The organism is Bradyrhizobium sp. SZCCHNS2022, assembly GCF_032377575.1.
GTDB classification, from domain to species: domain Bacteria; phylum Pseudomonadota; class Alphaproteobacteria; order Rhizobiales; family Xanthobacteraceae; genus Bradyrhizobium; species Bradyrhizobium aeschynomenes.
In genome coordinates this window covers 5040828-5056369 of the sequence record NZ_JAUHHZ010000001.1, presented here as the reverse complement: position 1 = coordinate 5056369, position 15542 = coordinate 5040828, and the positions used below count along the sequence as shown (strand labels likewise).

The following is a 15542-nucleotide window of genomic DNA, read 5'->3' as shown; positions in this document are numbered from 1 at the left end:
GTCATGGCGGCCAGCGACAGTGACAAATCCCGGCTCGACGACGCCGCCCGCGCCGGCTGGCTGTATTTCATCGCCGGCCATACCCAGGACGAGATCGCCCGGATGCTGCAGGTGTCGCGCGCATCGGCGCAGCGGCTGGTGTCGCTGTGTCTCGCCGAGCGGCTGATCACGTTCCGGCTCGAACATCCCATCGCCTCCTGCATGGCGCTTGCCGCGCAGCTCAAGGAACGCTTCGCGCTGGTCCATAGCGAGGTGGTGCCGACCGATCCGGCCGCGCCGACGGGAGCCGCTGGGATTGCCGAGCGCTGCGCCAATCTGCTCGAGACCACCCTGCGCGCCGAGACGCCCGTCATCATCGCGCTCGGCACCGGCCGCGCGGTCCGCGCCGCCGTCGAGCGGGTCACGCCGGTCGATCGTCCCGAGCATCAGATCGTCTCGCTGGTCGGCAACATCCTGGCCGACGGCTCCGCGAGCTTCTTCGACACGGTCGGCCGGCTCGCCGACCGCACCGGCGCGCGGCACTACCCGATGCCGCTGCCGTTCCTGATGGGTAGCGAGGACGAGCGCGACCGCATGGTCCGGCTCGATGCCATCGCCAAGGTCAAGGCGGTCGCCGACAAGGCCGATCTCAAGCTGGTCGGCATTGGTCAGATGGATCAGAAGGCGCAGATGCATGTCGACGGCTTCGTCACCCGCGACGAGCTCACCGAGATGATGCGGCTCGGGGCCATCGGCGAGATCACCGGCTGGGCGTATGACGCCAAGGGCCGGGTGATCGACGGCGGTACCAACCGCAGGCTCACCAGCATTCCGCCGGAGGTGCCGGCCCGCGCGATGACCATCGCGGCGGCGCTGGGACCTGCGAAGATCGCGGCGATCCGCGCCGCGCTGACCGGCCGGCTGATCAATGGCCTCATCACCGACGAAGCCACGGCGCGCGCCATTCTGGCTTGACGTCGCCCAACTCTCTCCTCTCGTCATTCCGGGGCATTCGCGCCAGCGAATGAGCCCGGAATCCATAATCGCAGCCTCACGTTTCGGGACGAGATGCTCACCACGAGCGTGCCCCGAACCTCTTCCTGTGGGTATGGGTTCCGGGCTCGCGCTTGTGCGCGCCCCGGAACGACGCGAGGCGAGAGACGCGCGATCTCGACGGCGCTTCAATCTCAGGGAGATTTGATCCTGCGCTGCACAACCTGTGGGCGCCGGCACATGCTTGACAAAGCATGAGCAGTGTTGTGAACATCAGCTCAGCCCGTGAGCATATGTTCAAGACCCGCGGGAATGGGAGGAGACCGTGAGGACCATCTTCACTCGCACGCGCACGCTTGCCGCCCTGATGGGCGCCGCGATGCTGACCACTGCGCCCGCGTCGGCCGAGACCACCCTGACCATCGCCACCGTCAACAATGGCGACATGATCCGGATGCAGGGCCTGACCGGCGAATTCACCAAGGCCAACCCCGATATCCAGGTGAAGTGGGTGACCTTGGAGGAGAACGTGCTGCGCCAGCGCGTCACCACCGACATCGCCACCAAGGGCGGCCAGTTCGATATCCTCACCATCGGCACCTACGAGGTGCCGATCTGGGCCAAGAAGAACTGGCTGGTGCCGCTCGACAAGCTCGGCGCCGACTACGACGCGAACGACATCCTGCCGAAGATCAAGGACGCCGTGTCCGTCGACGGCAAGCTTTACGCCGCGCCGTTCTACGGCGAGAGCTCGATGGTGATGTATCGCACCGACCTGTTTGACAAGGCCGGGCTGAAGATGCCGGAGAGCCCGACCTGGGACTTCGTCATCGACGCCGCCAAGAAGCTGACCGACAAGCAGGCCGGCACGTTCGGCATCTGCCTGCGCGGCAAGGCCGGCTGGGGCGAGAACATGGCGTTCCTCACCGCGATGTCGAACTCGTTCGGCGCGCGCTGGTTCGACGAGAAATGGCAACCGCAGTTCAACACGCCGGAATGGAAGAAGACGCTGTCGACCTATGTCGATCTGATGAAGGAGGCCGGCCCTCCCGGCGCCAGCTCCAACGGCTTCAACGAGAACCTCGCGCTGTTCAACTCCGGCAAATGCGCGATGTGGATCGACGCCACGGTCGCGGCCTCGTTCGTGACCAATCCGAAGGAGTCCAAGGTCGCCGACAAGGTCGGCTTCGCGCTGGCGCCGAATACCGGCCTCGGCAAGAACGCCAACTGGCTGTGGGCCTGGAATCTCGCGATCCCCGCCGGCTCCAAGAAGGTCGACGCGGCCGAGAAGTTCATCGCCTGGGCGACCAGCAAGGACTACACCAAGCTCGTCGCCTCGAAGGAAGGCTGGGCCAACGTGCCACCGGGCACGCGCACCTCGCTGTACAAGAACGAGGAGTACCTGAAGGTCGCGCCGTTCGCGAAGATCACGCTCGCCTCGATCGACGCGGCTGATCCCAGCCATCCGACGGTGAAGCCGGTGCCCTATGTCGGCGTGCAATACGCCGCCATTCCTGAATTCCAGGGCATCGGCACTGCTGTCGGTCAGCAGTTCTCGGCGGCGCTCGCGGGCTCGATGACCGTCGATGCGGCGCTGAGCGCGGCGCAGTCCGCCACCGAACGCGAGATGAAGCGCGCCGGCTACATCAAATAGGCGCGCAAGGTCATCAGCTCGACACGAAACTCCTCCCGAGCTGATCACTGGCGGCCATCCCTCCCCACAAGGGATGGCCGCATTTTCTCTCCCGTACACTTAAGGTCCGTACGGGTGGGCAAAGCGCAGTGTGCTCACCGCGCCACGGCCACGGTGAAGACGGTGGGCACGGCGCCCCGCGCCTTTGCCCACCCTACGGATCCTGAACATTGGAGAATGAGCAGGTGCCCATGACTGCGCCCTCTCCCCTTGTGGGAGAGGGCATCACTGGCCGGTCCACATATGCGGTTGGGTGAGGGGTATGCTTCCGCAAGCGGAGCTCGTTGAGAGAGACCCCTCACCCAACCGAGCTTGCTGCACTTTCCTACATGCCCTCTCCCACAAGGGGAGAGGGCACAATCACCGGCATCGTGTTCGAGCGTTACTGTGAGAGTTGTTTTGTTGCGCCCGGGAGCTATCAGCTCGTCAATACGAGGAGCGAAGCGACGAAGCAATCCAGAGTCCCGTCGACGCCCCTGGATTGCGTCGCTTCGCTCGCAATGACGGCGGCGACCATCGAGCAAGGACGACCTATGGCCACCCGACAAACTCAACTGCTCGCCCGGGCGCTGATGTCGCCGGCGGTCATCCTGTTGTTCGTGTGGATGATCGTGCCCCTGGCGCTGACGATCTATTTCTCCACCCTGCACTACAGCCTGCTCGATCCCGGCTCCGAGAGCTTCGTCGGCCTGGAGAATTTCGAGTACTTCCTCACCGATCCCGCCTTCCTCGCCTCGCTGCAGAACACCCTCGTCCTGGTCGGCTCGGTGCTGCTGCTGACCATCGGCCTCGGCATCCCCCTCGCGATCCTGCTCGACCAGCCGGTGATCGGCCGCAACGTCATCCGGCTGATGGTGATCGCGCCGTTCTTCGTGATGCCGACGGTCAGCGCGCTGGTGTGGAAGAACCTCTTGATGCATCCGGTGTCCGGCCTGTTCGCGTGGATCGCGACCTCGCTCGGCATGACGCCGATCGACTGGTTCACCGACGCGCCGCTGCTCGCGGTGATCTTCATCGTCGCCTGGCAGTGGCTGCCGTTCGCGACGCTGATCCTCTTGACCGCGCTGCAGTCGCTCGACGAGGAGCAGAAGGAGGCGGCCGAGATGGACGGCGCCGGCGCGGTGTCGCGCTTCATCTACCTGACGCTGCCGCATCTGGCGCGCCCGATCACGGTGGTGATCCTGATCGAGACGATCTTCCTGCTCACCGTGTTCGCCGAGATCTTCGTCACGACCGGCGGCGGGCCGGGGCTGCAGACCACCAACATCGCCTTCCTGGTCTATTCGCAGGCGCTGATCCAGTTCGACGTCGGCACGGCCTCGGCCGGCGGCCTCGTCGCCGTGGTCATCGCCAACATCGTCGCCTTCTTCCTGGTCCGCATCGTCGGCCGCAATCTGGAGGCCTGAGAGCATGGCGCGCAAGGTCACCGGACGTCACGTCGTGATCTCAACGGTCGGCGCCTGGCTGGCCGGCTTCGTGATCTTCTTTCCGATCCTGTGGATGGTGCTGGCGAGCTTCAAGACCGAGCTGGAGGCGTTCGCGACGCCGCCCTCGTTCCTGTTCTTCCACTGGACCACCGAGAACTACGTGACCGTGCAGGAGCGCAGCGACTACCTGCACCACGCGCTGAACTCGCTGATCGTCGCCGGCGGCTCGACCTTGATCGCGATGCTGATCGCGATTCCAGCGGCCTGGTCGATGGCGTTCTCGCCGACCAAGCGGACCAAGGACATCCTGCTCTGGATGCTCTCGACCAAGATGATGCCGCCGGTCGGCGTGCTCGTGCCGATCTATCTCATCTACAAGAACCTCGGCCTGCTCGACACCCGCACCGGGCTGGTCTTCATCCTGTGTCTCGGCAATCTGCCGATCGTGATCTGGATGCTGTTCACCTACTTCAAGGAGATCCCCAAGGACATCCTCGAAGCCGCGCGGATGGACGGCGCCACGATCGGGCGCGAGCTGATCTATGTGCTGACGCCGATGGCGATCCCGGGTCTGGCCTCGACCCTGCTGCTCAATCTGATCCTGGCGTGGAACGAAGCGTTCTGGACCTTGAACCTGTCGACGCTGGAAGCGGCGCCGCTGACGACCTTCATCGCCTCCTATTCAAGCCCGGAAGGCCTGTTCTGGGCACGGCTGTCGGCGGCCTCGACGCTTGCGATCGCGCCGATCCTGATCATCGGCTGGTTCAGCCAGAAGCAGCTCGTGCGCGGGCTGACCTTCGGCGCAGTGAAGTAACGAAAGGTCTGATCATGGGACGGATCACGCTGGAAGGTGTGCAGAAATCGTTCGGGCCGGTCCACATCATCAAGGGCGCCGATCTCGACATCCCCGACGGCGCCTTCGTGGTGTTCGTCGGGCCCTCCGGCTGCGGCAAGACCACGCTGCTTCGATTGATCGCGGGGCTTGAGGACGTCTCCGGCGGTCGCATCCTGATCGACGGCAACAATGTGGTCGACGTGCCGCCCGCCAAGCGCGGCCTGTCGATGGTGTTCCAATCCTACGCGCTCTATCCGCATATGAGCGTGCGCGGCAACATCGCCTTCGGTCTGAAGATGGCCGGGCTGCCCAAGGCCGAGATCAACCAGAAGGTCGAGGCCGCGGCGGCGACCTTGAACCTCACGCCCTATCTCGACCGCAAGCCGCGCGAGCTGTCCGGCGGCCAGCGCCAGCGCGTCGCGATCGGCCGCGCCATCGTGCGCGAGCCGAAGGCGTTCCTGTTCGACGAGCCGCTGTCCAATCTCGACGCCGCGCTGCGCGTGCAGATGCGGCTGGAAGTGACGCGGCTGCAGAAGCAGCTCGGCACCACCGCGATCTACGTCACCCATGACCAGGTCGAGGCCATGACCATGGCCGACAAGATCGTGGTGCTGAACGCCGGCCGCATCGAGCAATATGGCTCGCCGATCGAGCTGTATCAGCGCCCGGCCAACCTGTTCGTCGCCGGCTTCATCGGCTCGCCGAAGATGAACTTCATCGGCGGGGAAGAAGCCGCGCAGCGCGGCGCCACTACGATCGGTGTGCGGCCGGAGCATATCGCGATCGTCGATGACGGCGGCGAAGGCTGGCGCGGCAAGGTGCTGATCGCCGAGCATCTCGGCAGCGATACGTTCCTTTATGTCGACGCCGGCCCGCTGGGCACGCTGACCGTGCGCTGCGTCGGCGAGAAGCGGCTCAGCGCCGGCGATGCCGTGACGCTGCGGCCGGAGCCGAGCCGGATCTATCGCTTCGACGAGAGCGGCAACTCCATCTTCGCATGAGAGGTGACGTCCCCTCCGGGCGTCAACGACAACCACGGACGACGACGATGTATCTGGAAAAATTCAAGCTGAACGGCAAGACCGCGCTGATCACCGGCGGTGCGCAGGGCATCGGCCTGGCCTGCGTCGAGGCACTGGCGGAGGCGGGCGCGCATGTCGTGATCGCCGACCGTGATGCCAAAGCGGCAGCCGATGCGCAGGCCGCGATGAAGGCGAGGGGGTTCGACACCGAGACCGCGCTGATGGACGTGACCAATTCGGCCCAGGTGACGCAGACCGCCGACGATCTCGTGGCGCGGCGCGGCAAGGTCGACATCCTCGTCAACAATGCCGGCATCGCCCGCAGCGAGACGCCGGCCGAGACCGTCACCGACGAGCACTGGCTCAACGTGCTCGACGTCAATCTCAACGGCACCTTCTGGTGCTGCCGTGCGTTCGGCAAGCACATGCTGGCGGCCAAGAGCGGCACCATCGTCAACATCGGCTCGATGTCCGGCTTCATCGTCAACAAGCCGCAGGAGCAGTGCTTCTACAACGCCTCCAAGGCTGCGGTGCACCATCTCACCAAGTCGCTGGCGGCGGAATGGGGCGCGCGCGGCATCCGCGTCAACGCGGTGGCGCCGACCTATATCGAGACGCCGCTCAACGCCTTCGTGAAGAGCAACCCGCGCATGTACGACGCCTGGATCGGCGGAACCCCGATGGGACGGATGGGGCAGGTCGAGGAGATCGCCTCGGTGGTGCTGTTCCTCGCCTCGGAGGCCGCAAGTTTGATGACCGGGAGCGTCGTCGTTGTCGATGGCGGCTACACTTGCTGGTAAGCTCGCGTCAAATCTGACGGGAGCGAAACATGCGGCAGGCGTTCATTGGTGTCGATGTCGGCACAACCAGCACGCGCGCCGGGATCTTCGATTCCAACGGCCGACTGCTCGCGGCGGCGCGGCATCCGATCCAGACCTGGCACGAGGCCGGTGACGTCGTCGAGCAATCCTCCGACGACATCTGGCGCGCCTGCTGTGCCTCGGTCAAAGCCGCCGTGTCGGAAGCGGCGATCGCGCCCGAGCTGGTCAAGGGCATCGGCTTCGACGCGACCTGCTCGCTGGTCGTGCTCGACCGCCAGGGGACGCCGCTCACCGTCAGCGGCTCCGGCGATCCCGCCCGCAACGTCATCGTCTGGATGGACCATCGCGCGCTGGCCGAGGCGCGGGACATCAATGCGACCGGGGACGAGGTGCTACGCTATGTCGGCGGCTCGATCTCGCCGGAGATGGAGATGCCGAAGCTGCTCTGGCTGAAGCGGCATCTGCGGACGAGCTTTGACGCCGCGGGGCACTTCTTCGATCTCGCCGACTTCCTCACCTGGCGCGCGACGGGCTCGACGGCGCGCTCGATGTGCACGGTCACCTGCAAGTGGAACTACCTGGCGCATGAGACGCGCTGGAGCGCGGAGTATTTCCGCCGCATTGGCCTCGAGGATTTCGTCTCTGAGGACTATGCGCGGATCGGCACCGGCATCGTCGCGCCTGGCACGCCGCTCGGTCGTGGGCTGTCGCCGGACGCTGCGGCTGAACTCGGGCTCCCGCCTGGCACGCCTGTCGGCGCCGCGCTGATCGACGCCCATGCCGGCGGCATCGGCGCGATCGGCGGCCGCGCGGCCGACGGCGGCGACGTCGATGTCAGCGATCGCCTCGCCTACATCATGGGGACGTCGGCCTGCATCATGGCGACGACGCGGGCGCCGTCCTTCGTGCCCGGCGTATGGGGTCCTTATTTTCAGGGGATGGTCCCGGGCTTCTGGCTCAACGAGGGCGGCCAGTCGGCCGCGGGCGCCGCGATCGATCATCTTCTTCGCTCGCACCCGGCGTTTGCGGAGGCGACCGCGGCAGCACGCACCGAGGGACTCGATCTGATCAGCTTCCTGGAGAAGCGGATCATGGCGCGCACGCCGGACGCGGGCGCGGCGGCGCTGCTCGCGCGTGAGGTCCATATCCTCCCTGAGTTTCTCGGCAACCGCTCGCCCTACGCCGACCCGGATTCACGCGCCGTGATTGCCGGGCTCGATCTCGATGCCGATATCGGCGCCATGGAACGGCTGTTCGTCGCGGGGTTGTGCGGTCTCGCCTATGGTCTCGCCGACGTGATCGATGCCTTCGCGGCCCATGGCGTCGGCAGCCGGACCTTGGTGATGGCCGGCGGCGCCTCGCGCAGCCCGCTGGTGCGCCAGATCATGGCCGATACGACCGGGCTGACCGTAGCGCTTCCGGGGACGCAGGAGCCGGTGCTGCTCGGCGCGGCCATGCTGGGCGCGGTCGCCAGCGGCGCCTTCCGCTCGATCGGTGAGACGATGGCCTCGATGTCATCGCTCGGCCGGCTCAGCGATCCGACCGCGCGGAGCATTGCCGACTTCCATCGCCGCAAGCGCCGCATCCATGCCCTGCTGCGGACGCTTGATCGCGACAGCCGTTCCGTGATGCATGAGGGCGGTGATGGCGCCGGTGGGGAGGCATGACCATGACCATGATCCTGAGCTGCGGCGATGCGTTGATCGATTTCGTGCCGGCAAGATCGGCCGATGGACGCGATGTGCTGCGGCCGGTGGTCGGCGGCTCGTGCCTCAACGTCGCAGTCGGGCTGGCCCGGCTGGGCGCGCCCACCGGTTTCGTCGGCGGCATCTCGACCGACCTGTTCGGCACGATGGTCGCCGCGCATGCGCAGGCCTCGAACGTCGATCTCGGCTACGCCACGCGCAGCGCCGACCAGACCACGCTGGCGTTCGTGCGCCATGTCGGTCGCGAGGCCCAATACGCCTTCTACGACGCCGAGACCGCCGCGCGGAAATGGACGTTCCGGCCCGGCAGCATTCCGTTCAACGACATCGGCGCCATCCATGTGGGCTCGACGACGCTGATCCACGACCAGGGCGCGCGGGAGACCCGCGCAATGATCGCCGCCACGCAGGGCAAGGTGACGATCTCGTTCGACCCGAACTGCCGGCCCAACCTCGTGACCGACAAGGCCGCCTATCGGCTCCAGATGGATGAGTTCGCCGCGAGCGCCGACCTGATCAAGATGTCCGATGTCGACTTCGACTATCTGCACGGCCGCGACGATTACGCCGCGCGAGCCGCGGCGCTGCTGGCCCGCGGCACCAGCCTGGTGGTCGTGACCCGCGGTCCCAAGGGCGCGCTCGGCTGGCATGCGCAGGCCGGCGCGGTGGAGGTCGCGGCGCCGACGGTCGAGGTGGTCGACACGATCGGCGCCGGCGACACGTTCCAGGCCGGCATGCTGTTCGCGCTGCGCAAGCTCGGCCGCATCGGCCGGGACGCCTTGCGCGCATTGGATCAAGCCGAGTTGCGCAAGGCGCTCGCCTTTGCCGGGGCCTGCGCCGCCGTGACCTGCACCCGCGAGGGCGCCGACCCGCCACGGTGGGACGACATGATTGCAACCTGGGATCGTCTGGGCTGAAGCACCCCATTGCACTCGTCATTGGGAACTGGTTGGCTGTTCCCCCGTCATATGTGAGTACCGGGCGACGGGGGCGCGATTGCGAGCCATCGTTGACCGGGCCGCGGAAATCATGACGCGACAACGAGTTGCAGGGAGGAGAACTATGGCACCCGCCGCCAGGACCGAGCCGCTGTCCCGTCATGCGCTGGCCTTCGTATTGGCAGGCGGGCGCGGCAGCCGCCTGCTCGAGCTCACCGACCGGCGCGCCAAGCCCGCCGTCTATTTCGGCGGCAAGTCGCGCATCATCGACTTCGCGCTGTCGAACGCCGTCAATTCCGGCATCCGGCGCATTGCGGTGGCGACGCAATACAAGGCGCACAGCCTGATCCGGCACTTGCAGATGGGCTGGAACTTCTTCCGCCCCGAGCGCAACGAGAGCTTCGACATCCTTCCCGCGAGCCAGCGCGTCTCGGAGACGATGTGGTACGTCGGAACGGCCGATGCCGTGTACCAGAACATCGACATTCTCGAGACCTACAATACGAAATACATCGTCGTGCTCGCCGGTGATCACATCTACAAGATGGATTACGAGCTGATGCTGCAGCAGCATGTCGACCAGCGCGCCGACGTCACCGTGGGCTGCCTGGAAACGCCGCGGGCGGAGTCCTCGGGCTTCGGCATCATCCACATCAACGAGGACGAGACCATCCGGGACTTCATCGAGAAGCCCGCCGATCCGCCGCCGATTCCCGGCAAACCGGACATGTCGCTCGCGAGCATGGGCATCTATGTCTTCGACGCCAAATTCCTGTTCGATGAATTGAAGCGCGACGCCGCCGATCCGAACTCCAATCATGATTTCGGCCGCGACATCATTCCCCATATCGTCAAGAACGGCCGTGCGGTCGCGCACCAGTTCACGCGCTCCTGCGTCCGCGCCGGCCATGATCCGCGCAGCTACTGGCGCGATGTCGGAACGGTCGACGCCTATTGGGCCGCCAATCTCGACCTGACGGACGTCGTCCCGGAGCTCGATCTCTATGACCGCTCGTGGCCGATCTGGACCTATTCGGAGATCACGCCGCCAGCCAAGTTCGTTCACGACGTCGACGGACGCCGGGGCGAGGCGACGTGCTCGCTGGTCTCCGGCGGCTGCATCGTCTCGGGCGCGCAGGTGCAGCGCTCGCTGCTGTTCACCGGGGCTCACCTGCATTCCTACGCCAAGCTGCAGAACGCGGTGCTGCTGCCTTACGTCAACGTCGCCCGCCACGCGCGGCTGACCAACGTGGTGGTCGACCGCGGCGTGCAGATTCCGGAAGGGCTCGTGGTCGGCGAGGACCCGGAATTCGATGCCAAGCGGTTCAGGACCACGGAGAGCGGCGTCACCTTGATCACCCAGCCGATGATCGACGGGCTCAATTCATGACGCCGCTGCGCGTTCTGTCGGTTGCGTCTGAGGTCTATCCCATCGTCAAGACCGGCGGTCTCGCCGACGTCGTCGGCGCGCTGCCATGGGCCCTGATGGCCGAGGACATCGAGGTCCGCACGCTGATCCCCGGCTATCCCGCGGTCATGGCGGCGCTGGAGCAGGTCAGCGAGATCAGCTCGCTGCCGAACTTCTTCGGCGGCAACGCCCGGCTGCTCGGCGGCAGCCATGGCGCGCTCGATCTGTTCGTGCTCGACGCGCCGCATCTGTATGACCGCGAGGGCAATCCGTATCTCGGGCCCGACGGCAAGGATTGGCCCGACAACGCCTTCCGCTTCGCGGCGCTGGCACGGGCGGCCTCCTATATCGGGCTCGGCACGGTGCCGGGCTTCGTGCCCGATGTCGTTCACGGTCACGACTGGCAGGCCGGGCTGGTGCCGGCCTATCTGCTCTACAGCCACCGGCCGCATCCCGGCACGGTCATGACCGTGCACAATCTGGCGTTCCAGGGCCGCTTTCCGCGCCATCTGCTGGTGCCGCTCGGATTGCCGCCGGAAGCGTTCTCGATCTACGGCCTCGAATATTACGGCGACATCAGCTTCCTCAAGGCGGGGCTGCAATTTGCCGACAAGATCACGACGGTGTCGCCGACCTATGCACGGGAGATCCAGAGCGACGAGCAGGGCATGGGCCTCGGCGGCCTGCTGCGCCAGCGTGCGTCCGATCTCGTGGGCATTCTCAACGGGATCGACACGGCGGTGTGGGATCCCGGCAGCGATCCGGCCATCCCATCGCATTTCGGCATCGAGCGAATCGAGGCGCGCGCGCCCAACAAGGCTGCGCTGCAGACACGGATGGGATTGCAGGTGGCCCCCGAGACGTTCCTGCTCGGGGTCGTCAGCCGCTTGACCTCGCAGAAGGGCCTCGACCTCCTGCTGGCCTGCCTGCCCACCGTCACGAGCAGCGGCATCCAGCTGGCGCTGCTCGGCGATGGCGACGCCGAGCTGCGCGAGGCATTCCGCGCCGCGGCGGCGCGCCATCCCGGACAGATCGGCGTCGTCATCGGCTATGACGAGAGCCTCGCACATCTGATCCAGGCCGGCTGCGATGCGCTGGTCGTGCCCTCCCGGTTCGAGCCGTGCGGCCTAACCCAGCTGTGCGCGCTGCGCTACGGCGCGCTGCCGATCGTGACCGCCGTCGGCGGCCTTGCCGACACCGTGATCGACGAGACCGAGGCCGGCATGGCCGCGACCGGGTTCAAGTTCGCATCCGTGACCGCCGAAGCCCTCGACCAGACCCTGCGCCGCGCCGCCGCCGCGTTCTACGCCGCCCGCAGCAACGCCTCGAACTGGACCCGCATGCAGCTCAACGCGATGCTGACCGACGTGTCGTGGCGGCACCGCGCCGGCCGATATGCCGATCTGTACCGGCAGATCGTCGCGCAGCGCCGGCCGGCGGGGTGACACGTCGTTCGGCTGGCCCGGCCCTTACCTCGCCGTTCGTGCCCGCCATCCCACTCCCCGTACGAACGAGGAGAGGGAGCGCACCGTGTGTGGCCCGAGCGTCGGGCTCCAACCGCCATTCAGGCAGCCCAGCCAAGCGTGCGGCTCATGTGGATCGCGCTGGACGCATCGGGACAGCATGCGGATAGTCTCGGCAGCCTTCTACAGCTTTCCGCGAGACCCCATGACCGACACCAGGCCTCCAATCGATTCCCTCGATCTCATCATCCGCAACGGCATCGTCATCGACGGCACACGGGCGCCGCGGTTCGACGCGGATGTCGGCATCAAGGACGGCCGCATCGTCGCCATCGGGGATCTCGATGGCCGGATCGCGGTGCGGGCGATCGATGCCACCGGCCGGATCGTTGCGCCGGGCTTCATCGATTCGCATACGCACGACGACAGCGCCGTGCTGGTCGATCCCGGCATGACCTGCAAGATCTCGCAGGGGGTCACCTCGGTCGTCACCGGCAATTGCGGCGTCAGCATCGCGCCGCTGAAGCCGGGCTCGCCGCGCCCGATGCCGCTCGGCCTGCTGTCGCCGGGCGGCGAGAAGGTGGTCGAATATGCCGCGTTCGCCGACTACGTTGCCGCTCTGCGCGCGGCGCCGTCGGCCGTGAATGTCGCACCGATGGTCGGCCACACCTCGTTGCGTGCGTCGGTCGTGAGCGATCTTGGCCGCGCGGCGACCGAAGCCGAGATCGTCGAGATGCGCGCTTCTGTGCAGGAGGCGCTCGATGCCGGCGCCATCGGCGTCTCGACAGGGACGTTCTATCCGCCAGCCGAGGCGGCGCCGACCGAGGAGATCATCGCGGTCTGCCGTCCGCTCACCGGCAGCGGCGGCGTCTATGCGACGCATATGCGCAACGAGGCGGACGACGTCGTCAAATCGCTGGAGGAGAGCTTTGCGATCGGCAAGGCGCTCGACGTCCAGGTCGTGATCTCGCATCACAAGGTGGTGGGACCCGCCAATTTCGGCCGCACCAAGGAAACGCTGCCGCTGATCACGAAGGCGATGAGCTGCCAATGCGTCGCGCTCGACTGTTACCCCTACAATGCCTCCTCCACGATGCTGCACACCGATCCGGCCAAGCTGCAGGTCAGGGTCGTCGTCGCGGCGTCCGGCCCGCATCCCGAGGTCGCGGGCCGCGATCTGGCCGACATCGCCGCCGCCTGGGGCGTCGATCGGCTGGAAGCGGCGAAGCGGCTGCAACCGGCGTCGGCGATCTATTTCGCGATGGACGAGGCCGACGTGCAGACCATCCTCGCCTTCGAGCCGACCATGATCGGCTCCGACGGCCTGCCATTCGGCGAGCGGCCGCATCCGCGCCTCTGGGGCACGTTCCCGCGCGTGCTCGGCTATTACTGCCGCGAGCTTGCGCTGTTCTCGCTGGAGACCGCGGTGTGGAAGATGAGCGGCTTGACCGCGCAGAATTTCGGCATCCAGGGCCGCGGCACGCTCGCGGTCGGCAATCACGCAGACATCACGATCTTCGATGCCGCCAGCGTGCGCGACAGCGCGACCTATGATGAGCCCTGCGTGCCCGCCGCCGGCATCGAGGCCGTCATCGTCAATGGCGCGCTGACGTGGTGGCAGGGCGCGCACCAGAACGCGCGTGCCGGCCAGGTGATCACGCGCGCGGAGGTGCAGTGAGCTAAGCCGCCGCGGCCATCGATCGCGCGAATTCCGGATAGCATTCGGCGAGCTCGTCGACGATCCGGCCGCGGATCAGCTCGACCGTCGCGCGGTCGGGCATGGGGGTCGGCGGCACGATCTCGGGCACCTCGTAGTCGAAACCGGTTCGGTCGCGCACGTCCTCGGCGGAGTAGCCGGGATGCACCGAGCACAGCCGGAAGCCGCCGCGCTCGCGGTCGAAATCGAACAGCGCGAGGTTCGTCAGCAGCGCGTGTGGGCCGCCGCGCCGCTTCACCTCCGGCGTCGTTGCCGCAGCGCTGACGAAATCCACCTTCGGCACCAGCACGCGCGGCGAATGCTCCTCGCGGAACAGGATCACGCGCGGGACGAGGTGGTACAGATAGGCCGAGCCGAACGATCCGGGCCAGCGCACGTTCATGCGCGGATAGTCGCCGGTGCCGACCAGGTTGATGTTGCCCGCGCCGTCGATCTGGCCGCCGCCGAGGAAGAACGCATCGACGCGGCCCTGCGCGGCGCAGTCGAACAGCTCGACGCCGCCATTGGTGAAGAAGTTGTGCCGGCTCGAGCCGAGGATCGAGATGCGTACCGGCGGCTTGCCCTGTTGTTCGTTGCGCGCCCGCAGCAGCATCGCGCCCGCGGCCGGAATTGGCGAGGAGGCGCCGACGGCGACATGGCGGATGCCGTCGAGCAGCCCGGCGATGACGGTGATCAGCAGCTCTTTCCGTGCGCGATCGTCCTGCATGGTCATGCCACCTGCTTGCTGCGGCTCAGGAAGGCGGAGAGATAGGCGCGAAACCCCTCGTCCGTGCGCGCCATCGCGGCGTAGCGCGCAAGCTCGGCCCCATCCGTCTCGTACTCGTCCCACAGCGGCAGCGGCCAGGCGCCGTTCTCGGCGACCGCGATCGCATCGACATAGAGCGCCGGCAGCACGCCGGCGGCGGTATCCTCGGTCGCCATCAGGTCGCGCTCGACGATGCGCTCAACGGTGACCAGCGTGCGCCTTGCGGCGTAGGCCATGGTCGCGAGCTCGCGATAGCGGCCGATGCGGACATTGCCGAAGCGGTCGGCTTCGGGCGCGTGGAACAGCGCGACATCGGGCGTGATCGCGGGCACCACCACCACCTTGCCGGGCTCGCCAACCGGGCTGTCGATCACCTTCCAGTCGGGACGGACCTCGAGCAGGTCGCTGCCGATGATGCCGGCGATCGGCATGAACGGCACGCCTTTTTGCGCGGCCAACAGGCCGGCATGGATCGCGGGGCAGGTGGCGTCGCGCAGCCTGATGCTGCCGGCGCGGATGGCCGCTGCGAAGCGTGGCGCGCCGCCGGCTTCGCCGAGCGAGACGGCGCTGGTTTCGACCGATGACGCCACGCCTGCGCCGATCAGCAGATCGGCCTGCAGCCCGCTGATCGGCACGCAGACCAGGTGCAGCCCGGTCAGGCCGGCCTCGATCATCGCTGCTGTCGCGGCCATCGAGACGCCGGCACGGTCCACCGGGATCGTCACCGACTGGCCCGGTTCAATCGACGCAACGAGCGCCTGCAAGCCGACCATCTCGGTCATCGGCGTGTCCTCC

General features: G+C 66.8%; 13 protein-coding genes. 11 read left to right on the top strand and 2 right to left on the bottom strand.

Going from position 1 to position 15542, the window contains the following annotated elements; translation table 11 throughout:
• Positions 1–3: 3 nt before the first annotated feature.
• The 11 genes from QXZ94_RS22660 (at position 4) to QXZ94_RS22610 (ending at position 13963) form a co-directional block, all read left to right on the top strand.
• Positions 4–954 (top strand): sugar-binding transcriptional regulator, encoded by a 951-nt coding sequence (locus QXZ94_RS22660; protein WP_315722292.1) that lies wholly within the window; start codon positions 4–6, stop codon positions 952–954.
• A gap of 385 nt (positions 955–1339) precedes the next feature.
• Entirely contained in the window at positions 1340–2626 is a 1287-nt protein-coding gene (locus QXZ94_RS22655) for a sugar ABC transporter substrate-binding protein (RefSeq protein ID WP_315726449.1), read from the top strand.
• Positions 2627–3198: 572 nt separating this feature from the next.
• On the top strand, positions 3199–4071 hold the full coding sequence (locus tag QXZ94_RS22650) for a sugar ABC transporter permease (protein WP_315722291.1): 873 nt from the start codon (positions 3199–3201) through the stop codon (positions 4069–4071).
• 4 nt (positions 4072–4075) lie between these two features.
• On the top strand, positions 4076–4906 hold the full coding sequence (locus QXZ94_RS22645) for a carbohydrate ABC transporter permease (protein WP_315722290.1): 831 nt from the start codon (positions 4076–4078) through the stop codon (positions 4904–4906).
• 14 nt (positions 4907–4920) lie between these two features.
• Positions 4921–5928 carry an ABC transporter ATP-binding protein gene (locus QXZ94_RS22640; RefSeq protein ID WP_315722289.1) on the top strand — a complete coding sequence of 336 codons (1008 nt, stop codon included), beginning with the start codon at positions 4921–4923 and terminating at the stop codon, positions 5926–5928.
• A 47-nt stretch (positions 5929–5975) separates the two neighbouring features.
• Entirely contained in the window at positions 5976–6749 is a 774-nt protein-coding gene (locus tag QXZ94_RS22635) for an SDR family NAD(P)-dependent oxidoreductase (protein ID WP_315722288.1), read from the top strand.
• Positions 6750–6778: 29 nt separating this feature from the next.
• Positions 6779–8437: an FGGY-family carbohydrate kinase gene (locus QXZ94_RS22630; protein ID WP_315722287.1), complete on the top strand. Its 1659-nt coding sequence runs from the start codon at positions 6779–6781 to the stop codon at positions 8435–8437.
• A gap of 8 nt (positions 8438–8445) precedes the next feature.
• Entirely contained in the window at positions 8446–9393 is a 948-nt protein-coding gene (locus QXZ94_RS22625; protein ID WP_315726447.1) for a carbohydrate kinase, read from the top strand.
• A 145-nt stretch (positions 9394–9538) separates the two neighbouring features.
• Positions 9539–10804 (top strand): glucose-1-phosphate adenylyltransferase, encoded by a 1266-nt coding sequence (glgC, locus tag QXZ94_RS22620; RefSeq protein WP_315722286.1) that lies wholly within the window; start codon positions 9539–9541, stop codon positions 10802–10804.
• The gene (gene glgA / locus QXZ94_RS22615; RefSeq protein ID WP_315722285.1) at positions 10801–12267 is read left to right on the top strand and encodes a glycogen synthase GlgA; all 1467 of its coding nucleotides are present in this window, start codon (positions 10801–10803) and stop codon (positions 12265–12267) included. The genes glgC and glgA overlap by 4 nt, the downstream gene beginning before the upstream one ends.
• A 223-nt stretch (positions 12268–12490) precedes the next feature.
• Entirely contained in the window at positions 12491–13963 is a 1473-nt protein-coding gene (locus QXZ94_RS22610) for a D-aminoacylase (protein ID WP_315722284.1), read from the top strand.
• Position 13964: 1 nt separating this feature from the next.
• Here the strand turns inward: QXZ94_RS22610 and QXZ94_RS22605 are convergent, their stop codons facing one another.
• Together QXZ94_RS22605 and QXZ94_RS22600 are read right to left on the bottom strand one after the other, a co-directional pair.
• Entirely contained in the window at positions 13965–14714 is a 750-nt protein-coding gene (locus tag QXZ94_RS22605) for a CoA-transferase (RefSeq protein WP_315722283.1), read from the bottom strand.
• On the bottom strand, positions 14711–15529 hold the full coding sequence (locus QXZ94_RS22600) for a CoA transferase subunit A (protein ID WP_315722282.1): 819 nt from the start codon (positions 15527–15529) through the stop codon (positions 14711–14713). Before QXZ94_RS22600 ends, QXZ94_RS22605 begins: the two co-directional genes overlap by 4 nt.
• Positions 15530–15542: the final 13 nt, after the last annotated feature.

Bases quoted from the DNA above. Each gene is read 5' to 3' on its own strand.
- QXZ94_RS22660 (WP_315722292.1), top strand. From the start codon at position 4: ATGGCGGCCAGCGACAGTGACAAATCCCGGCTCGACGACGCCGCCCGC.
- QXZ94_RS22655 (WP_315726449.1), top strand. From the start codon at position 1,340: ATGGGCGCCGCGATGCTGACCACTGCGCCCGCGTCGGCCGAGACCACC.
- QXZ94_RS22650 (WP_315722291.1), top strand. From the start codon at position 3,199: ATGGCCACCCGACAAACTCAACTGCTCGCCCGGGCGCTGATGTCGCCG.
- QXZ94_RS22645 (WP_315722290.1), top strand. From the start codon at position 4,076: ATGGCGCGCAAGGTCACCGGACGTCACGTCGTGATCTCAACGGTCGGC.
- QXZ94_RS22640 (WP_315722289.1), top strand. From the start codon at position 4,921: ATGGGACGGATCACGCTGGAAGGTGTGCAGAAATCGTTCGGGCCGGTC.
- QXZ94_RS22635 (WP_315722288.1), top strand. From the start codon at position 5,976: ATGTATCTGGAAAAATTCAAGCTGAACGGCAAGACCGCGCTGATCACC.
- QXZ94_RS22630 (WP_315722287.1), top strand. From the start codon at position 6,779: ATGCGGCAGGCGTTCATTGGTGTCGATGTCGGCACAACCAGCACGCGC.
- QXZ94_RS22625 (WP_315726447.1), top strand. From the start codon at position 8,446: ATGATCCTGAGCTGCGGCGATGCGTTGATCGATTTCGTGCCGGCAAGA.
- glgC (WP_315722286.1), top strand. From the start codon at position 9,539: ATGGCACCCGCCGCCAGGACCGAGCCGCTGTCCCGTCATGCGCTGGCC.
- glgA (WP_315722285.1), top strand. From the start codon at position 10,801: ATGACGCCGCTGCGCGTTCTGTCGGTTGCGTCTGAGGTCTATCCCATC.
- QXZ94_RS22610 (WP_315722284.1), top strand. From the start codon at position 12,491: ATGACCGACACCAGGCCTCCAATCGATTCCCTCGATCTCATCATCCGC.
- QXZ94_RS22605 (WP_315722283.1), bottom strand. From the start codon at position 14,714: ATGACCATGCAGGACGATCGCGCACGGAAAGAGCTGCTGATCACCGTC.
- QXZ94_RS22600 (WP_315722282.1), bottom strand. From the start codon at position 15,529: ATGACCGAGATGGTCGGCTTGCAGGCGCTCGTTGCGTCGATTGAACCG.